We start from the raw sequence: 15548 nt of genomic DNA, 5'->3' as shown, positions 1-15548 counted from the left end.
CGATGCCGACAGAGGTCATTCTTCCCAAGGTCGACATGGACATGGCGACCGGCCAGATCTCGCGCTGGTTCGCCGAGGAGGGGGCCAAGGTCAAGAAGGGCGATGTGCTCTTCGAGATCGAGACCGACAAGGCCGCGATGGAGATCGATGCGCCGGCCAGCGGCACACTGCGGGATGTCACCGGCAAGGAGCGGGTGGATATTCCAGTCGGTGCGCCGGTTGCGTGGATTTATGCCGACGACGAGGTTTACGGAGCTGAGACGCCGCTTTCCTCCCCCTTGAGGGGGAGGTGCCCGCGAAGCGGGCGGAGGGGGTCGCCTCAGAAGGCACCTCCATTGCGTCGAGCCCGGCCGAACCGACCCCACCCGACCGGCCTGCGGCCGGCCACCCTCCCCTCGAGGGGGAGGGGAAAACCCGAGCGACACCACTGGCGCGCCGATTGGCTCGTGAGGCAGGGCTGAACCTGTCAGCCTTAACAGGCACAGGCCCATACGGTCGTGTTGTAAAAGCCGATATCGACGCCGCGCTTTCCTCCCCCTTGAGGGGGAGGTGTCCGCGAAGCGGACGGAGGGGGTCGCCTCAGAAGGCACCTCCCTTGCGCCGAGCCCAGTCGAGCCGGCCCCATCCGACCGGCCTTCGGCCGGCAACCCTTACCTCAAGGGGAGGGGGACGTGCTCCGCTTGTTCGAGCAGGGCTCCTACGAACTTGTCCCGCACGACAATATGCGCAAGACCATCGCGCGCCGCCTGGTCGAGGCCAAGTCCACCATCCCGCATTTCTACCTGACGCTCGATTGCGAGCTCGACGCGCTTTTGGCGCTGCGCACGCAGTTGAATGCGGCGGCCCCGACGAAGAAGACCGACAAGGGCGAAGCTCCGGTCTACAAGCTCTCAGTCAACGATATGGTCATCAAAGCGATGGCGATGGCCTTGAAGGCTGTGCCGGATGCCAACGCCTCCTGGACCGAAAGCGCCATGGTCAAGCACCGGCATGCCGATGTCGGTGTTGCCGTCTCGATCCCCGGCGGCCTGATCACGCCGATCATCCGCCATGCCGATGAAAAGACGCTGTCGACCATCTCCAACGAGATGAAGGACCTCGCCAGCCGCGCCAGGAGCCGCAAGCTGAAGCCGGAAGAATATCAGGGCGGCACGACGGCGGTGTCGAATCTCGGCATGTTCGGCATCAAGGACTTTGCCGCCGTCATCAACCCGCCGCATGCGACGATTTTGGCGGTCGGTGCCGGCGAGGAGCGGGCGGTGGTCAAGAACGGCGAGATCAGAATAGCCACCGTGATGTCGGTGACGCTGTCGACCGATCACCGCGCCGTCGACGGCGCGCTCGGCGCCGAACTGCTCGGCGCCTTCAAGCGCATGATCGAAAACCCGATGAGCATGCTGGTGTAAACCAATTCTGTAGGGCCCGAATCCGGCTTGCTTCTATGGCCCGGGCCATCCGATCACCGACTTGTCAGGCGGTAACTTCGCACCGATCCGATTCCAATGCTTGAAGCCGCCGTTATTTCGTTCCACATCGGGGCGCAATGAACGGCAAGATACGAGAATGGTTTCGGAATTGGCGCTGGGCCCTGGCCGCGTCTCTGATCCTGCACGTCCTGATCGTGGCGTTCTTGTTGTTTGGCCTGCCGAGACCCGAGCAACAGCCGGATCAGCAGGAACAGCCGGTCAATGTCGCGATCGTACCGCCGCCTGAGCAGCCGAAGCCTAAACCTGTTCCAAAGCCACCGGAGCCGAAACCTGAAAAGAAGGCTGAAAAGCCGCCTGAACAAAAACCGCCTCCGGAACCGCCGAAAGTGCCGGACGACCAGGTTCTGAAGCGCGTTTTCCAATACGGCCAAAAAGATACCGGACCGGTGAAATCTCTCGACGGAGGCAGCGCTCAACCCAATGCGCCGTCTCCGGCGAAGGATGAGGCCGCCAAGCCACCGGTTGAACCGAAGCCCGCGCCGAGTCAGCCCGCCCCCGCTGCAACGCCGCAGCAGCAGACGCAGCCCAGCAAACCTGAAGAGAAGCCGGCACCCGCCGCGCCGGACGAAAAACCCGCGTCAAGCGAGGACAAGCAGGCGACCGAGGACACCGATAAACAGCAGCCGGACAAGCAGGAGCCAGCGCCGCAAACCGACGAGAAGCCGGCGGTCGTGGCACCAAAGCCGTTGGCGGCCGAGTCCGGCGGCAAACCTGCGCCCCCATCCTCGACCGAAAAGCCAAAGCCTAAACCTGCAAAGCCGATGAAGTTCAAATCCGCAAGAGCCCTGAAAGCCCCAGGCGGGGGCGCAACGCAGTCAAATCCCAGCAACAACGAGATTGCGGGATCGCCGATCTATTCCGGCCTTCCGGGCGTCAGAAAGCTCTATTCACAAGGCGCAACCGGCAATACGTTCGCCACAAGCTCCATGGAGAACGTGCCGCGCGATCAGCGCATTGCCAACCTTTGCGCCAACGTTCTGAACCAGGAGCTGCAAAGTGCCGACTATTCTCCCAAATGGCTGCCAACCATTCCGCTGAAAACAGGCAATGTTCTCGACCCCACGGAAGCCGCCTTCAGCACGACAACCCAATGGTACGATCTGAGCTTCCGCTGCGAGGTCGATGCCGACGCCACGAGGGTTCTGTCCTTCAATTTCCGTGTCGGGGGATTGGTCCCGCCCGGCGAATGGGTCCGGCGTAAATTCCCCAGCCTTCGCTAGATTAGGCCGGCACGCCGAGTCCGGCCAATTGCCGGCTGACTTCGTGCCAGTCCGCGCAGACGAAATCGGCGCCGGCGGCTGTCAGGCGCGCGCCATGTTCGGGATAGGTGTGGCCGCCGCCGGTGTAGCCGATTGCGATCATGCCGGCCGCGACCGCGCCCTGGATGCCGAAGGGAGAATCCTCGATGACGATGCAGTCGGCGGGCTTTGCGCCCATTTTTGCGGCCGCGTGGAGGAAGATGTCTGGCGCCGGCTTGCCGTTCTTCACCATCGAGGAGGAGTAGATCGCATCGCCGAAGAAATGCGCCAGTCCGGTGACGGCAAGGCTGTGGTTGATGCGTTCGACCGACGATGACGAGGCAACGCAGCGGTCGCCCTCGATCCTGTCCAGAAATGCGGTGATCCCCGGGGTCGGCTTCAGTTCCTGCGAGAACAGGATTTTGGTCTCGGCCCAGATGTCGCCGTCGGCGGCGAGCGGGAACTGGTGACCGGTCAATTCCGTGATCCTGGCGATGATGTCGGACTGCTTCATGCCCACGCACTGGGCGATGATGCCGCCGTGAACGCCGGGCATGCCGTGCTTTTCATAGACACGCTCATAGGCCTTGGCGGCCAGCGGCTCGCTGTCGACGAGAACGCCGTCGCAGTCGAAGATCATCAGTCTGGATCGCGCCACGCGCCTCTCCCGCTTCGATAACAATGCGCACATCGCTATCGATAAAAAGTCAGATGTTCAATAGCGGGGGTGTCCAGCGCATCACAGCTGGCGAAGCGCCTCGCCCACCGGCGAGCCGCCAAGCGCGCGTTGCATGGCCTGGCGCGACTGGGCGCGGTCGGGCGTGATCCAGTTCGGCTCGGCGCCGAGGAACCGGTCGAGGAACGCCACGGCATAGGCGGGCATCTCGGTCGCGTTCTCGCGGTAGGACCACCAGGTGCGCAGGTCGTCGGCGCACTTGTCGATGCTGGGCGCGTTGCCGAATTCCTGCTCGTGCACCGCCAGGATCGCCGACACGCAATAGTTCGTATAGAGGAAGCCCTCCGGCCAGAAGCGCACGATTTCCGCCGTGCCGGCGTTCTCCTCTATCTCGATCATGTTGCCAAGGCCCGAGATTTCGCGCGCTGGCGCCTGCCGGATCAGTTCGCGCAGCACCAGCCCGGCCGAAAAGACGATGAAGTCCGCCCGGTCGACAGCGGCGAATCGCTTCTGCGCTTCCATGACCTCGATCCAGTCGAGAAAGGCGCGCGTCAGCTTGGCCTCGTCGATCTCGAAACGCACGCCGAACGTCTCCGACACCACCTTGGCGCTGCTGCGGAACGTGGCGCGGAACCAGCGCAACTGCCGCAGCCGGTGACGCAGGTCCGGCATAAGCGCGAGTTCATGCCTGAAGGGCAGATCCATGTCTCATTTCCCGTTTGCCGTCAGGCTAGCACAGGGGCCGCCAATGCCGAAATCGGCCCGCCGCCTGTGGAGCGTTATGGCGGCTAATATAATACATGTTGACATTCCAGGAAACAAATGTTCTCACTTTCGGGTCATCTCGTCTCCGTTCAATATGCGCCGGAGAAAGAGACTCGGGAGGAAACCGAAATGGCGATCTGGCAGTGGGCGCTGCTTATGCTGTTTGTCGTCTGGGCGCTGCAATCGCTCGGCGTATGGCTGCAGATGCGGCATTATTCGGACGTCTTCAAAGGCGTCACCAATCAGTACAAGGACGGCTTCGTCGGCGCCGGCAATTTCCGCGGCCGGCTCGCGAAAGGCACCATTGCGCTGGTCGTCGTGACGCCGGATCTCATCGTGCGCCGCATGATGGTCATGAGCGGCCGCTCGGTGCTCACCAAGTTCAAACGACATGAAGAATTCGAGGGCGTTCCCCTCGATAGACTCCGGTCCAACCCTGCGATCATGGGGGAGGGGGAACCCGGTGTGGCCGAGGCCGTGAAACGCGCGATCGAACAGATCGACAAAACGCGGTCGGAGCCGGGGAAGAAGCCGGGCCTGTCCGGCTTGAACGTAGCAAGGGCTTAAGCGACGCCGTCAGCCGGCTGGGAATGACCGGCAAGGGTCATAAGGAGGAGAAATGTCTGTAATATCGTTATTGGCGCAGCATGCCGACCTGGCGGTGCACAATCTGCATGTCGCAGGCACCATGGTCTCGGATGCTGCCTGGCACGGCAAGCTTGGCGTCGAGCACGCCACCGACCATCTCGTGGTCCTGGCGCAGGCGACGACCGACAACGCGCCGGTCACCGCCGATCAGCTGAAGGAACAGTTGAAAAACGTCCAGCAGGAAGAGCAGCTTGGCTGGCTGACCGCCATCGGCAAATACTTCATCGGCATCTTCCAGAAGGGCGGCGAAGTGTTCGCCGGCTTCGTCACCGGCATCATCCCGACCCTGGTCGTGCTGATGACGGCCTTCTATGCCATCACCGAACTGGTCGGCGAAGAGCGCGTTCACGGTCTGGCGCGCGGCGCCGGGCGCATCGCGCTGACCCGCTATACCGTGCTGCCGGTGCTGTCGGTGTTCTTCCTCACCAACCCGATGGCTTACACCTTCGGCTCGTTCCTGGAAGAAAAGCACAAGCCCGCCTTCTACGACGCGGCCGTCTCCTACGTGCATCCGCCGCTCGGCCTCTTTCCGCATATCAACCCCGGCGAATATTTCGTCTGGGGCGGCATGCTGGTAGCACTCCTCGATCTCGAGAAGCGTGGCGTCATCGCCGCTGGCTATCACGTCAAGGTGGCCATCTGGTACGCCCTTGTCGGTCTGGTCGTCATCCTGCTGAAAGGCATGCTGACCGAGCGCATCACGGCCATCATGGCGCGCCGCCAGGGCGTCGAGCTCTGAGCGCGGGGGAGGACACCATGGCCAAGACATACAAAGCCGTAAAGATCTCCAGGGGCAACACCGGTTGGGGTGGCCCGCTGGTCATCGAACCGACCGAGCAGCGCAGCAAGGTCGTGTCGGTGACTGGCGGCGGCATTCATCCGGTGGCGCAGTTGATCGCCGACATGACCGGCGCCGAGGCCGTCGACGGCTTCCGGGCGCCGCCGATCGAAAGCGAGATGGCGGTCGTCGTCGTCGACTGCGGGGGCACCGCGCGCTGCGGCGTCTATCCGCGCAAGCGCATCCCGACCGTCAATCTGACGCCGGTCGGCCAGGCTGGGCCGCTCGCCCAGTTCATCACGGAAGACATCTACGTTTCGGGCGTGAAGCCGGCCAACGTCACAATGGCGGATGGATCCGAAGCGGTCACCACTGCGGGGGGAGCAGCATCGATGAGTTCAAGCAACACCACGGCCGCGGCGCCACAGCCGCTGCCCAGCGAAGGCGGGATGATCGGCCTGATCAGCTCGATCGGCCGCGTCATGGGCCGCGTGGTCGGCATCTTCTTCAACGCCGGCCGCCGCACCATCGACCAGGTCATCCGCAACGTGCTGCCGTTCATGGCCTTCGTGACCATGCTGATCGGTCTGATCCTCTATACCGGCATCGGTGACGTGCTGGCGCAGCCGATGGGCCCCTTGGCCAACAACATCGTCGGCCTGCTGGTGATCTCAGCCATCTGCGGCCTGCCGTTCCTGTCGCCCATCCTGGGACCAGGCGCGGTCATCGCGCAGGTCATCGGCGTCGCCATTATCGGCCCGCAGATCGCCAACGGCACCATCTCGCCGGCCATGGCCCTGCCAGCGCTGTTTGCCTACAACACCCAGGTGGGCTGCGACTTCGTTCCTGTCGGTCTGGCGCTTGGTGAGGCCAAGCCGAAGACGATCGAAATCGGCGTGCCGGCGGTGCTTATCAGCCGCCAGATCATGGGCCCGGTCTCCGTGCTGATCGCATGGGTCGTCTCCCTGATCGTGTTCTAAGAAACCAAAACGAGGTTCGCCATATGTCGGTTCTTCTCAAGACACGGGTCACAGCGATCGGACCCGAAGTGGCGGACCTCGCCGAGGGTGGCGTGGTCATTCTTTTCGCGGATGGCTCGCCCCCTGAACTGGCCGAGGTTTCCGTGCTCCATCTGACGGAGCAAGGGCCAAGCGACGACGCGCCGCAAAAAGGCGCATCGATCACCCTCGGCCCGGTTTCGGCGACGATTACCGCAGTAGGCGAAACAGCCTGGAGCAAGGTCCGCGAAATGGGCCATGTCGTGATCTCCTTCAACGGCGCCACCGAGGCCGAAAGGCCAGGCGAAGTCTGCGCGTCCCAGGTCGACACCGGGGCCCTCGTGGCCGCGCTCACACCAGGCGCTGTGATCACCATCGCCGCCTGACAGGATTTGCCGTCCACAGACGGCGCCATAAGCTAGAGCAATTCCAGGAAAAGTGTGAAGCGGTTTTCCGTCCGGAATTGCGTCAAAACAAAGGGATAGAGCGGCTCGCCGTTTCTCTGAAACGGTGAGATGCTCTAGAGTATTGCCATGGAACGCTCGACCATCGTCAGAGTGCATGAAGGTTTGCACGCCCGTCCCGCCACGCGGTTCGTCAAACTCGCCAAGGGTTTTGAATCCGATGTCGAACTGGTCAAGGACGGCAAGGCGGTCAGCGCCAAAAGCTCGGTCAAGCTGATGCTGCTGGCGGTCAAGGAAAACCAGGAAGTCATCGTACGGGCCAACGGCGCCGACGCGATCGAGGCGATCGAGGCGCTGATCGGCTATCTCGAAAACCCGCATGCCGGCCTCGACAGCGACAACGAGGCAGGCGCCCCCGCGCCCGAAGCGCCGGCTTCGGTTGCTCCCCAGGCCACTTCGCCAAGTGCAGCGCCTACGGATGGGGCCGCAATACTCCAAGGCGTTGCCGCCAGCGAGGGCGTGGCCATCGGGCCGGCTTTCGCGCATTTTCCGGCCGAGATCGAAGGTCCAGGCAGGCGGCTGCAGGCCGACGAGATCGATGGCGAGATCGAGCGGTTTCGCGGCGCCGTCGCAGCCGTTCAGGCGCGCATGGATCGGACCCTTGCCGACGACAATCTCTCGGCCGGCGACCGCGGCATTGTCGCTGCCTTGCGCGACATTGCCGCCGACGACAGCCTGACCGGCGAGGTGGAAAAATTCATCAGGGACGGCGACGACGCGGTGTCGGCCGTGATCGGCGCGGCCTCGACCATCGCCGCCGATTTCAGCGCCGTCGACGACCATTACCTCAACGCCCGCGCCGACGACGTCCACGCCGTCGGCCGGCAGATCTGCCTGGTCCTGCTCGGCCAGGACGAGGTCAGCCTGGAGACCATCCCGCAAGGTTCGATCCTGATCGCCGATGACATCGGCGCCTGGGATTTGGCGCGCGCCGCTGAAGCGCATCGGCGGCGTCGTCTGCGGTCATGGCGGCGCCACCTCGCATATCGCCATCATCGCCCGCTCGCATGGCATTCCCGCGGTGCTGGGGCTCGGCGACAAGGTCAATGCGCTGCGCACCGCCAACCAAGTAGCGATCGACGGCAATGCCGGGCATGTGATCGTCGATCCGGACGGGGCCACGCGGACCGACTTTGCCGAGCGTGTCGAGGCGGCAGCGCAGGAGCGTGCCGGGCTCACGGTATTCAAGAGCGTGACGCCAAAACGCGCGGACGGCACGGTGATCGAGGTCGCGGCCAATATCGGCTCGCTGGAGGAGATCGAGGCCGCGCAGGAGGCCGGCGCGATGGGCGTCGGGTTGTTCCGCACCGAGCTGCTCTTCATGCGCCACATGCACCTGCCGTCGGAAGACATGCAGGCCGAAACCTACAGCGCGCTCGCCAAGGCCTTCGCGCCGCATGCGGTCATCGTGCGCACGCTCGACATCGGCGGCGACAAGCCGATCGCCGGCATCGAGTTCCCGGACGAGGAAAACCCATTCCTGGGCTGGCGCGGCATCCGCATGTGCCTCGACCGTCCCGACATCTTCAAGAAGCAGCTGCGAGCCCTGCTCAGGGCCGCCGTCCACGGCAACATCAAGGTGATGCTGCCGATGGTTGCGGAGATTGCCGAGGTCACGCGCACCCGCGCGCTGGTCGAGGAATGCGCCGCCGAACTGAAGGCCGAAGGCGTGCCGCATGCCGCCTTTGACCTCGGCGTCATGATCGAGACGCCGGCCGCCGTGCTGATCGCACCGGCGCTGGCTAAGGAAGTGGCGTTCTTTTCGATCGGCACCAACGACCTCACCCAATACATCATGGCCGCCGACCGCCTCAACCCGACGGTCGCCAAGCTCAACGACGTCACCAATCCGGCGGTGATGGCGGCAATCGAGCTGACGGCCAGAGCGGGTGTCGCAGCCGGCATCATGGTAGGCATGTGCGGTGAGGCCGCCGGCCGACCGGACTTGATCCCTGTCTTCATCAAGATGGGCCTGACCGAGCTCAGCATGAGCCCGGCCTCGATCCAGCGCGCCAAGAAGACCATCGCCGCCATGACAGCCGAAAACTAGCCAGCTTGCAGACGAGCGGTTACGTCAGATGCGCAAGCAGCGTGGCAAAAACCGGGGTCAGCTCCTGAACCGCATTGGCTTGGGCGCAAGCCAGGCGAATCCGATCCTCCCGCACTTCGGCCGCCAGCACCGCGATCTCGAGGATGTCCGGCTCGGGCGCGCCCTCGGCCTTGCTCGCCAGTCCGCAGGCAAGCACGACCGGCGCGAGATATCTGACGTCGAGCGAGCGGTCAGCGGCTGCGCCCTCGCCAGACTGCACGGGGTGGTGATTGAGGCATTCGATGAGCAGGGCGGAACAGGCCGCGGCGACTTGATCGTTCGAGGCGGTTTCCGCCGTCGCGGCGGCCAGAAGATCCGGGTGGTGCTTGCGCATCGCTGCATGGATCGCCGAAAAGCCCGCCTCGTGCACCCGGGGATTGTCGATGCCTTGGCCGGCAAGCACCGCGCGGCTCAGATAATACATATCGCGCCGGAACTGGCGTTCTCCGTCGATCTGGCGGTCCTCATTGCCTTCCGGAAAATAGAGGCTCAGGCTTTTGACCGTCGTGCCGTCGACCTTGAGCGGCCGGGAATGCGGAACGAAGGATTCGGCGATCGTCAGCGCCTCATCGACGGCGCTCGCGGCATGGCCAAGCAGGCTCTTGCCCGGGAACGGCGGCAGATTGGCTATTTCGCGCGGCGGCTCACCGGCGCTGTCGTGCCGGCTCTGGCGGATAACGTCGCGCAGTTCCCGAAGCCGGTCCTTCAGGTTGACGCGCACATCTTCGGAAATCTGTCGCAGCATCGGCAATGGCCTCGAAAATGCGGAAGCCGGTCACGGCTCGGGGTGTCAGCCACCCTCTCTAGATTGTTCCTGTCGATTGGTAGATCAATAGACGATATTTAACCAGCATGCAGAATCGGCGAGGACAATGTCATCGCCGGGCTTGAGGGGAAATTGGGCAGGCGACGTCGGGGCGAAACCGAAAACGGCAGGGCGGAAGCGTCCGAGCAGATCGTCAATGAAAGCCGGACCGATCGCCTCAGAATCCGCGCCGCCTGGATGTATTTCGTCGAGCAGATGACACAGAACGAGATCGCCGACGTGCTCGGCGTTGGCCGCGTCACCATCGTGCGCATGCTGGCGGACGCACGGTCGCGCAACGAGGTGAAGATCACCATCGAGAGCGAGCTGTTGGAGATCGTGCGGCTGGAGCGCGCGCTGGAAAAGACCTTCGGCCTGCAGCAGGCGCTGGTGGCGCCGCTGAGCGACCCGAACGCCGATCCGATCCCGGCCATCGCGGCCAAGACCGGCATGTTCCTGTCCGACGCGATGAAATCCGGCATGCGGGTCGGCGTCGGGTGGGGCGTGACGCTCTTCCACACTTTGCCTTTTATCAGCGCCAAATCGCTGAGCGATTTCAGCGTGATCTCGCTGCTTGGCGGCGTCGGCGTCGCGCGCCGGGTCAACCCGGCCGAGTTTGCCTGGCGCTTCGCCCAGATTTTCCAGGGTGACGGCTATCTGATGCCGACGCCTGCCGTCGTCGACAGCGTCGAGACCAAGATCGCGCTGGTCGAGCGGTGCGGCTTGCAGGAGATTTTTGAAATGGCGGATGCGCTCGATGCCGTTTTGCTGAGTGTCGGCGGCATCGCCTCGGCCACCACCTTCTCGCGCGGCGGCTTCCTCAAGGAAGCGGACCGCGAGGCCCTGCTGGCGCGTGGCGCCGTCGGCGACCTTCTGTTCCATTTCTTCGACCGCAACGGCGATCTGGTCGACCATCCCGTCAACAGCCATGTCATGTCGGTGGATGTCGACCGCCTGCGCAAGGCACCGATCCGCATCCTGACTTCCGGCGGCGCAGAGAAAACCGAGGCGCTGCTCGGCGCGATGAACCTCATTGCGCCGACCGTCTTGATCACCGACGAGGAAAGCGCGCGCCGCATGCTGGCAGCGCATGGGGCTTAGGCGGCGAATATGCAGCAGGCGGCGCAAGGCACCTCTGCAATACGCTAGGGATATCAAGGATTAAAATGGTCGGAGTGGCCGGATTCGAACCGACGACCCCTTGACCCCCAGTCAAGTGCGCTACCGGGCTGCGCTACACTCCGGACCGCGCAAAGCCCTATATTCTCAAGGGGTTTAGCGCAAGAGCCGACTCGCAACAAAATCGAGGGAATTAGAACAAAGGGTGTCCTGGTGTGCCTTTCGTGACCAAAAAGCACACCGGAAAGCACACCGGAGGTTCTCTCTATGTTCGGCGGCGCCGCGACTGACTCCAGAGCGTGCTCAGCTATGTCGGGAGTGCGTCCGTCAGAGAGTCTCCTAGACGGGGAGGCTGCGTATAAATTCGCCTTGCTCTATCTCAGACTTCTCCGAAATATCTCGCACGAGCTCGTTCATCTGAGGGCGCCTCTGGCCCGAAGCCGATTGTGTCTGGGACACGCGTCGGGTCCTTGGCAAAAAGAGAAAACGCATGTTCGCGTCGCCGCTCGGCCTCATCGCCGCGTTCGAACAGCAAACTAGTCTCCATGGCTTCCAATCGGCGCATCCGAGCGTAGAAATCACTGTGGTCACGTGCATATGCCTCGGCAGCCGAGCGCCAGTCTGCGCCCTCTAGAAATCGATCGCGCAGCAGCCTGACATCGCGAAGCGTCCGAGATAGTCCTCGTCCCCAAGCTGGATCGGTCGCGGCTGCGGTGTCGCCGATCAGAACGACACCGTTGTGGTAGGGGTTGTCGACCCACCGATGTGAACCGTCGAAGGTAGCGAACGGGCCGGCCTGTCGCGCTCGGTCAAACCAATGCCTGGGTGCGCCGGTCGCCTGAAGCTGGCGTATCATCTCGTCCACCGAATCACGTCCGCCAGGCCAATGGCCAACGAACTCCCTGCGAGACCGCCACCGACTATGATAAGGTCGTAGTCTGCGCCAGCATCGTTGGGCAACCGTTCCCCGGCTTTTTTCTCCGCAGTTATCATCACGCTGACGAGTATTTCAATCGGCTAATATACTGGACTCTACCCACCACCGAGTCAAAGGCCTGCGACAGAAATGCGGTCAGGGCGAACACGACGTCAGCGACCATCAGCGATACGCCGCCGAAACAGAGTCCGACTACTGCGAGCGCTGACCGCGGGCACCGCCGGGTAGTGTCTCAGTTCGAAATTGAACCCGTTGTTCGCGGTGCAAAGAAGCATGTCCATCTCATTCGATACCTGCCCACGCGAAATGTCGGGTAGAGATTTTCGCAGATATGATACCGGTCGTCCGGCGCCGCCTGCACGCGATCCCACGGAACAAACCACTCACCGGTAGGCGGGTCATTCCGAGAATAGGGCTGAGGTTGCTTAACGTAATAGCCCTGCCTGGTCGATCTGACATCGCTTGACGCGATAGGGTGGCAGTCCTGATCGCCGCAACATTTGAGATTCAGAACAGGATCAGACTTGTGAATACCAGTCATGGGCGTCGGCATCGCCAGCCAAGACAAGCCAAATTAAGGCTATGCGCCCTTGCATTGAATTAGCCTCTCGCATTGAGGCCATATCATATTAGTAATATCTAATCCATAGTAGCATTGGCCGGCTCATTGGCCCGACCGAATGCCGTTACTGGGAATCCGCTTTTTTGTAATGGTCGCGCTGCTCAAGACCGTCGGCTTCGGTCGACAGGCTTTTCCTTGGAACATTAGGCAGGTGAAGCCAGTTCGGATCGCGCGGCATCCTGCTTCCCTCCCAAGACGCCGCAATCAGAGCCGCTTGTGCTCCGAGACAGGCCTGCCCGACCCCGGGGCGGGCCTGTTTCGTTTTGACCGCCCAACTCCAGCGGTCGTGATCCGGCTGCTCATGCCCCATTACCTGCCGCAGGCCCGCTTTTTTGGCGCGCGCTCGGGGGCAATTCGCAAGGATGCGCCTCACTTACGATTCTACCCACGGCGCTGGAACATCCTGTGCATGCAAAGATTAGGAGGTGCTAAACGATGAGGAGCGCGCGATGAGGTTCGTCGCCATGCTGGACCCGGCCGACCAATGGCTGGTCTATGACCGATCGACTGATCTGCCCGCCGAGACAAGAGACGGATTGCTGATTGGGCTTTCGCAAGCAGAAGCTGAACGGCTTGCACATGAGGCCAACATCCAACAGATGTTGCTACGCCGGGTAGTGCAATCGCTCCTTCGTCCCGGAATTAAGAGTGACCAATCTCACGCGAGGAGAGTTGAGCCTGACGTGATCACCCCATCGTAGGCAGCGACGCGCCTTCGGCGCGAAACGGCGAAAGGTTCTCAAATTTAAATGCGAGCGCCTCTGAAGCGGCTCAAAATGAGCCATGGCGCGATACGTGTTCGAAGTTTTCCGAAACGGGCAAAGCTTGGGTGATGCCTCAGTCGATCTTGACAGCCTTAGCAAAATGCGCCGAGAGGCGCTCAACGCCCTGCACGACATCGCTATCGACGAAATGGCCGCTAGCGATCTGGACGAATCCCTGACCGTCTCCGTTCACGACGAAGGTGGCAGGAGAGTCTACTTTGCAACCCTGACTGTCTCGCAGTCGCTTGCCTTCGATGCCCAATGGGGGTCAGCGGCCGGGAGATAATCGTCGAGCGCTAGGAACATTAGCGCTCGCTTACGGTTGCTCAGGGAATCCGCAACAGCGTGGTGGAACCATGGCCGTGTTGACATCCGCCTTCGTCAATTTCTCCGGCCTGACCGGACATGACATCCTAGGTGCCGTGGTATCTCTTATAGCGGGGCTGCTTCTCTACAACGTCATGAGTGAGGACCAGCCAAACAGATAGCCATCTGCGCAGGTGGCGATCAAAATTGGCCAGGTCAATCCCAAACCGCTCGCAATGCATGCCAGCCGGAAACATCGGCCGGCGAACAAGCCTTTAATGCAGAGCTTGCGGTCGAGCGATCAGCTCAGGGTTGCGCAGGCAGCAAACGGATGTTCTGCAAGTCACATCAAGGCAGGCAAGCCGGCTCCCAAGCTGGATTGCAAATCCACCGGCACAGTCGCGCAATCACCGGACGGTTCCGCAAATGCGGTGGCACCGAGGCTGGGATATGACACCACTCCGTGGTTCGTTCCCACGAGCTTTTAGACGCTCGGACAGAGGGGCTTAAGGCGGCCGCGGCCTCACGCTGGCGGAAATTTTTGTGCTGCTTCGGGCACTCGCCTCAATGAGTGGCGGCGGCTAGGTCTCGGAAGACTGCGCCCCAGAAACGGTAATCGTCCGTCCGACCGTCAAAGTGAGCGTCCAAGGCACAGTAGGCCACTGCGGTCTGGGCGTGCGGGCCATAGAGTTCGATTGCGGCCTTTACGGCATCGCCGGGATCGACAAAATCTGAAATCCGCAGCCCAGCGCCATTGTCTGTCGGAAGCATCGATCAACCTTCCTCGGTGTCTTGATACTACATCCTTGGCCTGGACTAACCAGCTATCGCCATTCCAAGTCCAACCCCCAAGCCGATGTCAAGGTTTCCACATTGGTTTACGTCGGTGGATTGCGCACGCGATCTTCCAGATCGCGCTGCTTTTCTTCGTTCGAGGCCAGCCAGTTGAAGGCGTATTCGGCAAGCATGGAGCCAGCGAAGAGGATCAGGAGCGGCACGGTCCACGTCCAGAAGGAATGCAAGGCGAAAAAGGCCAGGCCGGCGACTGCGGCCGAAACCGCAAAGATCGCGAACCGAATCGTCTGGGCCATCTTATTTCCCTGTTTTCATGTCGGTTTGTCGACCAGCGGCTTCTTTCTCGTCGGCGCCACATAGCTCGTCACCAGTCTGACGGTCGCGATGTCCACCGTCACCGGCGGCGAAAGGTTCACCGTCACTGTATGATCGTCGACTCGAAGCACGTCGCCGATAAGCTCGATCGGCTGGCCTTTTTTCAGTGACGATGTCCGGTCAATGATCGAGTGCGGAAACCCATAGTTGGGGATAGAGACGCTGACGCGGTCCTCTGTCACGCGCTTGCGCACCGTCGCCGTGATCGCCACCTCGTCGCCGACTTTGATGCCCTTCGCCATGCCGTGACTCTGGCGCTGCAACCGGCCTCGTCAAGAGGTTGCTAATGGAATGCCTGTTTGTTCCATCTTCGTTCTTGGCGATTGTCAGGAGCTGATCTATATCCGAAGCCGGATGGGGCGACCTCTGTTGGAGATCGCCGTGGGCAAAGAATACCCTTTCGTTGAAAACACGCTCGGCAAGAAGCTGGAGGCCCGCTCTGGCCTGTCAGTCTATTGCGGGACGTGCAAGCGCAGCGCTGTGCTCGACGTCGCCGCGCTTGTCAAACGTTTCGGACCGGACCAGGGCTGCATGCACTGGGATCTGATTAAAGTCATCTATTGCCACGAGTGCCGCGGCTCCGGCCGAGACGATCGGAACCTTCAGTTCACGAACCATGCAATGACGCCGGAGAAGCGGAAGCGAGATGTTTGACGGCGATCGGGCATTAGGATCGCTTGCG

At 62.1% G+C, this 15548-nt stretch carries 15 protein-coding genes, 1 tRNA gene and 2 pseudogenes; 11 read left to right on the top strand and 7 right to left on the bottom strand.

Features of this window, described 5'->3' with window-relative positions:
- The first annotated feature begins 2 nt into the window (after window positions 1-2).
- Window positions 3-1406 (top strand): annotated as a pseudogene (locus ACVDG8_RS01970) (pyruvate dehydrogenase complex dihydrolipoamide acetyltransferase).
- A gap of 137 nt (window positions 1407-1543) precedes the next feature.
- Window positions 1544-2707 carry a DUF930 domain-containing protein gene (locus tag ACVDG8_RS01965; RefSeq protein WP_447253175.1) on the top strand — a complete coding sequence of 388 codons (1164 nt, stop codon included), beginning with the start codon at window positions 1544-1546 and terminating at the stop codon, window positions 2705-2707.
- Window position 2708: 1 nt separating this feature from the next.
- On the opposite strand, the gene ACVDG8_RS01960 is transcribed toward ACVDG8_RS01965, so the two are convergent.
- Together ACVDG8_RS01960 and ACVDG8_RS01955 are read right to left on the bottom strand one after the other, a co-directional pair.
- The gene (locus tag ACVDG8_RS01960) at window positions 2709-3383 is read right to left on the bottom strand and encodes an HAD family hydrolase (protein WP_447253174.1); all 675 of its coding nucleotides are present in this window, start codon (window positions 3381-3383) and stop codon (window positions 2709-2711) included.
- 81 nt (window positions 3384-3464) lie between these two features.
- A complete protein-coding gene (locus tag ACVDG8_RS01955) occupies window positions 3465-4106 on the bottom strand; it encodes a hypothetical protein (protein WP_447253173.1) in 642 nt (213 codons plus the stop codon).
- Window positions 4107-4295: 189 nt separating this feature from the next.
- Between ACVDG8_RS01955 and ACVDG8_RS01950 the strand changes: the two genes are divergently transcribed.
- From ACVDG8_RS01950 to ptsP, 5 genes and pseudogenes are all read left to right on the top strand, one after another.
- Window positions 4296-4733: a transcriptional regulator GutM gene (locus ACVDG8_RS01950; RefSeq protein ID WP_447253172.1), complete on the top strand. Its 438-nt coding sequence runs from the start codon at window positions 4296-4298 to the stop codon at window positions 4731-4733.
- Between the two features lie 52 nt (window positions 4734-4785).
- On the top strand, window positions 4786-5553 hold the full coding sequence (gene srlA, locus ACVDG8_RS01945; RefSeq protein ID WP_447253171.1) for a PTS glucitol/sorbitol transporter subunit IIC: 768 nt from the start codon (window positions 4786-4788) through the stop codon (window positions 5551-5553).
- A 17-nt stretch (window positions 5554-5570) separates the two neighbouring features.
- Window positions 5571-6572: a PTS glucitol/sorbitol transporter subunit IIB gene (gene srlE, locus ACVDG8_RS01940; RefSeq protein WP_447253170.1), complete on the top strand. Its 1002-nt coding sequence runs from the start codon at window positions 5571-5573 to the stop codon at window positions 6570-6572.
- 23 nt (window positions 6573-6595) lie between these two features.
- The gene (locus tag ACVDG8_RS01935) at window positions 6596-6976 is read left to right on the top strand and encodes a PTS glucitol/sorbitol transporter subunit IIA (RefSeq protein WP_447253169.1); all 381 of its coding nucleotides are present in this window, start codon (window positions 6596-6598) and stop codon (window positions 6974-6976) included.
- Window positions 6977-7123: 147 nt separating this feature from the next.
- Window positions 7124-9104 (top strand): annotated as a pseudogene (gene ptsP, locus ACVDG8_RS01930) (phosphoenolpyruvate--protein phosphotransferase).
- Window positions 9105-9123: 19 nt separating this feature from the next.
- On the opposite strand, the gene ACVDG8_RS01925 reads toward ptsP, so the two are convergent.
- Window positions 9124-9888 carry a hypothetical protein gene (locus tag ACVDG8_RS01925; RefSeq protein WP_447253167.1) on the bottom strand — a complete coding sequence of 255 codons (765 nt, stop codon included), beginning with the start codon at window positions 9886-9888 and terminating at the stop codon, window positions 9124-9126.
- A 153-nt stretch (window positions 9889-10041) separates the two neighbouring features.
- Between ACVDG8_RS01925 and ACVDG8_RS01920 the strand changes: the two genes are divergently transcribed.
- Window positions 10042-11049 (top strand): sugar-binding transcriptional regulator, encoded by a 1008-nt coding sequence (locus ACVDG8_RS01920; RefSeq protein WP_447253166.1) that lies wholly within the window; start codon window positions 10042-10044, stop codon window positions 11047-11049.
- A gap of 66 nt (window positions 11050-11115) precedes the next feature.
- On the opposite strand, the gene ACVDG8_RS01915 is transcribed toward ACVDG8_RS01920, so the two are convergent.
- Window positions 11116-11192: transfer RNA gene (locus ACVDG8_RS01915), tRNA-Pro, on the bottom strand.
- A 254-nt stretch (window positions 11193-11446) separates the two neighbouring features.
- A complete protein-coding gene (locus tag ACVDG8_RS01910; RefSeq protein ID WP_455707507.1) occupies window positions 11447-11932 on the bottom strand; it encodes a hypothetical protein in 486 nt (161 codons plus the stop codon).
- A 1143-nt stretch (window positions 11933-13075) separates the two neighbouring features.
- Here ACVDG8_RS01910 and ACVDG8_RS01905 point away from each other — a divergent pair.
- Entirely contained in the window at window positions 13076-13327 is a 252-nt protein-coding gene (locus ACVDG8_RS01905; protein WP_447253165.1) for a hypothetical protein, read from the top strand.
- 94 nt (window positions 13328-13421) lie between these two features.
- Entirely contained in the window at window positions 13422-13676 is a 255-nt protein-coding gene (locus tag ACVDG8_RS01900; protein WP_447253164.1) for a DUF6894 family protein, read from the top strand.
- 898 nt (window positions 13677-14574) lie between these two features.
- On the opposite strand, the gene ACVDG8_RS01895 is transcribed toward ACVDG8_RS01900, so the two are convergent.
- Together ACVDG8_RS01895 and ACVDG8_RS01890 are read right to left on the bottom strand one after the other, a co-directional pair.
- Window positions 14575-14787: a hypothetical protein gene (locus ACVDG8_RS01895; protein WP_447253163.1), complete on the bottom strand. Its 213-nt coding sequence runs from the start codon at window positions 14785-14787 to the stop codon at window positions 14575-14577.
- 15 nt (window positions 14788-14802) lie between these two features.
- Complete coding sequence (locus tag ACVDG8_RS01890) at window positions 14803-15108, bottom strand: hypothetical protein (RefSeq protein WP_447253162.1); 306 nt, start codon at window positions 15106-15108, stop codon at window positions 14803-14805.
- Between the two features lie 127 nt (window positions 15109-15235).
- Between ACVDG8_RS01890 and ACVDG8_RS01885 the strand changes: the two genes are divergently transcribed.
- Window positions 15236-15520, top strand: a complete 285-nt coding sequence (locus tag ACVDG8_RS01885; RefSeq protein WP_447253161.1) for a hypothetical protein — start codon at window positions 15236-15238, stop codon at window positions 15518-15520.
- Window positions 15521-15548 lie beyond the last annotated feature (28 nt).

This window comes from Mesorhizobium sp. ORM8.1, from assembly GCF_053005525.2.
This window is presented reverse-complemented; position numbering and strand designations above follow the sequence as displayed.